The 4,295-nt window shown below is 41.7% G+C and carries 8 protein-coding genes; 6 read left to right on the top strand and 2 right to left on the bottom strand.

The genetic code is table 11. The annotated features are described in order from the left end of the window. The 6 genes from Q0389_RS09850 to Q0389_RS09825 form a co-directional block, all read left to right on the top strand. Positions 1-274, top strand: a 274-nt coding sequence (locus tag Q0389_RS09850) for a nucleotidyltransferase domain-containing protein (RefSeq protein ID WP_298693837.1), incomplete at its 5' end; no start/stop codon positions are given. Then, the gene (locus Q0389_RS09845) at positions 264-641 is read left to right on the top strand and encodes a HepT-like ribonuclease domain-containing protein (RefSeq protein WP_298693836.1); all 378 of its coding nucleotides are present in this window, start codon (positions 264-266) and stop codon (positions 639-641) included. The genes Q0389_RS09850 and Q0389_RS09845, both read left to right, overlap by 11 nt. A gap of 40 nt (positions 642-681) precedes the next feature. Beyond that, on the top strand, positions 682-1,395 hold the full coding sequence (locus tag Q0389_RS09840) for a hypothetical protein (RefSeq protein ID WP_298693834.1): 714 nt from the start codon (positions 682-684) through the stop codon (positions 1,393-1,395). Further along, positions 1,392-1,928: a purine-nucleoside phosphorylase gene (locus Q0389_RS09835; RefSeq protein WP_298693832.1), complete on the top strand. Its 537-nt coding sequence runs from the start codon at positions 1,392-1,394 to the stop codon at positions 1,926-1,928. Before Q0389_RS09840 ends, Q0389_RS09835 begins: the two co-directional genes overlap by 4 nt. Continuing rightward, positions 1,921-2,991 (top strand): 23S rRNA (adenine(2503)-C(2))-methyltransferase RlmN, encoded by a 1,071-nt coding sequence (gene rlmN / locus Q0389_RS09830; protein ID WP_298693831.1) that lies wholly within the window; start codon positions 1,921-1,923, stop codon positions 2,989-2,991. The genes Q0389_RS09835 and rlmN overlap by 8 nt, the downstream gene beginning before the upstream one ends. A gap of 45 nt (positions 2,992-3,036) precedes the next feature. Beyond that, a complete protein-coding gene (locus Q0389_RS09825; RefSeq protein WP_298693830.1) occupies positions 3,037-3,189 on the top strand; it encodes a hypothetical protein in 153 nt (50 codons plus the stop codon). Position 3,190: 1 nt separating this feature from the next. Here Q0389_RS09825 and Q0389_RS09820 read toward each other — a convergent pair whose 3' ends face one another. Continuing rightward, entirely contained in the window at positions 3,191-3,886 is a 696-nt protein-coding gene (locus tag Q0389_RS09820) for an outer membrane protein OmpK (protein ID WP_298693829.1), read from the bottom strand. After that, positions 3,887-4,295: M23 family metallopeptidase (locus Q0389_RS09815; protein WP_298693827.1), on the bottom strand; the 409-nt coding region annotated here is incomplete at its 5' end. It abuts the gene before it with no gap.

Below are 4,295 nucleotides of genomic sequence, written 5' to 3'. Positions count from 1 at the left end.
TTTAGACTACCTTTTACAACATTTGCAAGAGTTCAAAAGCAAATACGATGTCGAACAAATCGGATTGTTTGGAAGTTATGCACGAGATGAAGCCAAAGAGAACAGCGACATCGATATTTTTGTCAAAATGAAGCCCTCATTATTTGACATGGTCGCGATTAAAGAGCAGATCGAAAATGATCTGCACAAAAAAGTGGATATTGTACGTGAACACAAACATATGAAGCCTCTCTTTTTGGAGATGATCAAAAGAGATGTGATCTATGCTCAATGATCGCCTTTTGATACTGCGCTCTACCCTCGAAGATATTATTAGCTCTTTAAAATTAATCCAACAACGATTTCAAAACATCAAAACGGCTGATGATTTTCTCAAGGATGAACAGGGGCTTGAAAAGCTTGACAGCATTTCGATGCGCCTAATCGCTATCGGGGAAGGGTTTAAAAACGTCGATAAACTCACCGATTTTCAGCTTTTGGAAAAATATCCTCAGATTCCATGGAAACAGGTCAAAGGGATACGGGATATTTTATCGCACCACTATTTTGACCTCGATGCTGAGACGATTTTTGAGATTTGCGCTAATGAGATTAATAGATTATTGAACGTGACGATGATGATATTGTATGAAGTAGAATAGTGAGAGATACTTTGGGTATTTTCAAGAGAGTGGAGAAACTATGTTTTATAAATTGATTAAATATAATCCTAAAATAATCTTGATTTTACTTTTTATAGTACCTTACATAATTTTGATTTTAATTTTTGCATTGACAGGAAGAAGTGTTTGGAATGGTTTTCAAGATTTTCATGATGAAGTCATTGTTTACGACAAAATACGCTTCATCGATGATGTAATTAATCAAGAAAAAGATAAACGAATTGCTTTAGAACTATTTTATGGAAAAAGCGAAAAAGAGGCTAAAGAATATGTGCAATCATTGGAACCAAGCTTTCAGAAAGAAAAAGAAAAATTCTTTCAGTATTGTACTAATAATTCATCAAACTGCAAAATAACAACATCTGAAATAAGTTCGTTTTCGCATTCACCAATTGAGAGTCTTATTTTTGGTTACGCATTTAGAACCATTACTATTGACTATATATTTGATGCAGATAGTTATGTATTCTTTAACAAAATTAAATATGTAGGAAATTCTGATGATCTTTATCCCCAAATTAAAGATAGTAATAGATCAATTTTTCGATGGAATATCGTTGGTTATAGTGGAGATTTAAGTGACTTTATATCTCCTAAATGTAAGTTTTGTGGACCTATTGAGCCAAAATATAAAATTGATAATTCACGTACAATTAATAGTACTGATACGGCAATCATTCAGCGTGATCAACATAGTGGGCAATATTCAGTACAAATCAAAGGAAACCTATGATTTTATGCGCGGGCAATAACGAAACGTTTGATTTTGCGACACCGATCGGGGTGGGACTGATCGACAGTGCCATCAATCTGACGCGCGATTGTTTGGTCCATAAACCCGAATTTCTTCTCTTCGTCGGGAGTGCCGGAAGTTACGGTGATCACAAAATACATGACCTGATCGAATCTAAAACGGCTGCTAACATCGAGTTAGGATTTTTGGATGAAAAGGCGTATACCCCTATAGACAACGTTGTTTCAGCTCAAACCGAAAATGTGAAAGATGTTATTGTCAACTGTTCTAACTACATTACGACCTGTGAGCGTGCGATGGAGCAAATGCGAGGCTTGGGGATGGGAATCGAGAATATGGAGTTTTTCAGTGTTATGCGGGTGGCACAGATTTTCGGCATTCCCGCCGGAGGGTTATTTTGTATCACAAACTACTGCGATGCCAATGCCCACCGTGACTTTATCGCCAATCACGGTTTTGCCAAAGTGTTATTGCGTGAACGCCTCGTGGAAAAAGGGATGATTCGTGGATAAAAAATGCATTTTGGATTACACCAAGGCTGAACTCTCCGCAATGGTGAAACCTTCGTTTCGCGCAAAGCAGATATGGGGATGGATCTATCACCAATACGCTATGAGTTTTGAGACTATGGCGAATCTTCCTAAGGCGATGCGCGAAGAACTGGCCCAAACGTATGAGATCATGCCTCTGAAAATCGCCCGAAAAGAGTGTTCGACGGACGGAACGATCAAATATCTGTTTGAACTGAGTGACGGCAAAACCGTTGAGACGGTATGGCTTAAAATGAAAGACGAAAGTATCGACGAAGAGGGAAAGATCGAAAACGAAGCACGATTTACCGTGTGCGTATCGACACAGGTAGGGTGTAAGGTTGGGTGTTCATTTTGTCTGACCGCGAAAGGGGGTTTTACCCGTGATCTGAGTGCGGGCGAAATCGTCGCGCAGGTATTGGCAGTCAAAATGGATAACGGCCTCGCGGCGCATCGCCGCCTCAACATCGTTTATATGGGGATGGGGGAACCGCTGGATAATCTGGACAATCTTGCCAAAGCGATTACGATCCTCAAAGACGAAGAGGGATTGTCGATTTCAGGAAAACGGCAAACGGTATCGACCAGCGGTTTGAGTACCAAGATCGATAAACTCGGAGAGATGGATTTGGGGGTTCACATCGCTATCTCGCTTCATGCCGTCGATGATGAACTCCGCACCGAACTGATCCCGATGAACAAAGCCTATAATATCGCTTCGATCATCGAAGCGGTTAAGCGGTTTCCGATCGATACCCGTAAACGGGTGATGTTCGAATATCTGGTAATTAAAAATAAAAACGACGATCTAACCTCGGCGAAAAAGCTGGTCAAACTGTTGCACGGTATTAAAGCCAAGGTCAATTTGATTTATTTCAATCCCTATCCGGGGAGTGATTATCAACGTCCTCAGCGCGATGATATGGTGAAATTTCAGGAGTATCTGATAAAGCATGGCGTTCTGTGTACAATCCGCGACTCTAAAGGGCTGGATATCAGTGCCGCATGCGGACAGCTCAAAGAGAAGAACCTGCAAGAAAATTAACAGGAAAAGGAATCGCGGTTTACCGCATAGAGGTATACTGTCACCGTGCAACGTGACGTTGTACTTTCCCCTCTTTTAAATGCCCTCTTCAAAGGAAATACGATGTCCGGATCGGATTGGTTTCAAGTTATTTTTTTAGCGGTTTTTGTCAGTGTCAGCGTCGGCGGTTTCGTATGGGTCGCTATGAAAAAAGACTAAATCACCACGTATATTTGATCATTGCCTGAAAAACATTGTTATCGGTGTGACCGTTGTTTTCGTGATAATAATGCCACTCTGTTCCGATATCGAGTTTTCCCTCATGGATCTGTATATACGATCCGATATTAAACAACAACTGATTCTGGCTTAAAAAATCTTCGGTTGTCCAATCGGTGAATCCCTCAAAATGCCATTGCTCGGTGATTGAAGCATAATAATTGCCTGAGAGTTGATACGTATCTTTTCCAATGTTTTGGATTTTGCGATAGAAATTGAGGCCGAATACCTGAAAACCCGGAATATTTAAGTCGCTTCCGATACCGTAAAGGTTCGCGATATAGGTCTCTGAACGGTTATATTGGTAGGCTAGGTAGTATTCTTTAATCAAACCCGAAGATGTTGGAAGGGATGTGAGTTTGTTGAGGCTGATACGCGGTGAAAACTCTCCGTACAAATCATGTTTTTTCCCGGTAAATCGCAAACCGTCTTTTGCGTAAACATAGTCGAAAAAGGTAAAAATATCCCCATAATCCCATGTCCGGTAATGTTCCATTGTAATCGTATGCTTCGGACCGCTTTGGGTATCAAGAAATGTAGGACCTTCGAAATTTCCGTAGAGATATTGGATATTGGTCGTCGAAAAAGCGCTAAGTTGAAGGGCGATAAGAGGGGCTAAGAGGAGATATCGCCGCATTTATTGCTCCTTTTGCGTCACGAACAGGTGATCGATTTGTTCCATCAAATCCAGAGGATCGGTCTGTACTCCGTGGACCATTATTCCAAAATGCAAATGCGGTCCCGTAATCCTGCCGCTCGCTCCGCTAAGAGCGATAGCTTGCCCTTGTGTGACGTAGTCACCGACCTTGACGTCAAATCGGCTGAGATGAAAATAGCAACTGTAGAGACCTTCGCCGTGATCGATAATAATGGTCCCACCCGAATAATAACGTTCCTGTGCCAAAACGACGATACCGTCATTGGCGGCTTGGATCGGAGTCGGAGTGAGGGCTCGAAAATCGATTCCTCCGTGATAGCTTTTGAGGGTATCGTTATAGGTACGTGCAGAACCGTAGGCGCTGGTCGTGATAGAGTCGATCGGGCGG

Source organism: uncultured Sulfuricurvum sp. (genome assembly GCF_937936435.1).
In the GTDB taxonomy this organism is placed as follows: Bacteria; Campylobacterota; Campylobacteria; order Campylobacterales; family Sulfurimonadaceae; genus Sulfuricurvum.
This window is presented reverse-complemented; position numbering and strand designations above follow the sequence as displayed.